The 653-nt window shown below is 66.2% G+C and carries 1 protein-coding gene; it reads left to right on the forward strand.

Annotated features, from left to right (window positions below; all coding sequences use genetic code 11):
* Positions 1-653, forward strand: a 653-nt coding sequence (locus HL671_RS37860; protein ID WP_172244253.1) for a chemotaxis protein CheW, incomplete at both ends; no start/stop codon positions are given.

A 653-nucleotide genomic window follows, 5' to 3' on the forward strand; every position in this document is an offset into this window, starting at 1 on the left:
GTGACGCAGGTCGGCAACCAGACCTTCGGCATCGTGGTGGACTGCGTGTTCCACACCGAGGAAATCGTGGTCAAGCCGATGTCGACCAAGCTGCGGCACATCGACATGTTCTCGGGCAACACCATCCTGGGCGACGGCGCGGTCATCATGATCATCGACCCGAACGGCATCGCCAAGGCGCTCGGCGCCGCCGGCTCGGCCTCGCAGGCGGTCGCCGACGAGCATGCGGCGCATCATGCTGTTGGCGGCGAGCAGCTCACCTCGCTCCTGGTGTTCCGCGCCGGCACGGCGCAGCCCAAGGCGGTGCCGCTGGCGCTCGTCACGCGGCTGGAGGAGATCGCGGCCGACAAGATCGAGATCTCCAATGGCCGCTACATGGTGCAGTACCGCGATCAGCTGATGCCGCTGGTGCAGATGGAAGGCGTCTCGGTGCAGACCACGGGCTCGCAGCCGATCCTGGTGTTCGCCGACGAGACTCGCGCGATGGGCCTCGTCGTCGACGAGATCATCGACATCGTGGAAGAGCGACTCCACATCCAGGTCTCCGGCGCCAAGGACGGCATCCTCGGCTCGGCCGTGATCAAGGGCCAGGCGACCGAAGTCATCGACGTCGGCCACTTCCTGCCGATGGCCTTCGCCGACTGGTTCATCCG

This window comes from Bradyrhizobium denitrificans (genome assembly GCF_013179005.1).
Lineage (GTDB): Bacteria > Pseudomonadota > Alphaproteobacteria > Rhizobiales > Xanthobacteraceae > Bradyrhizobium > Bradyrhizobium denitrificans.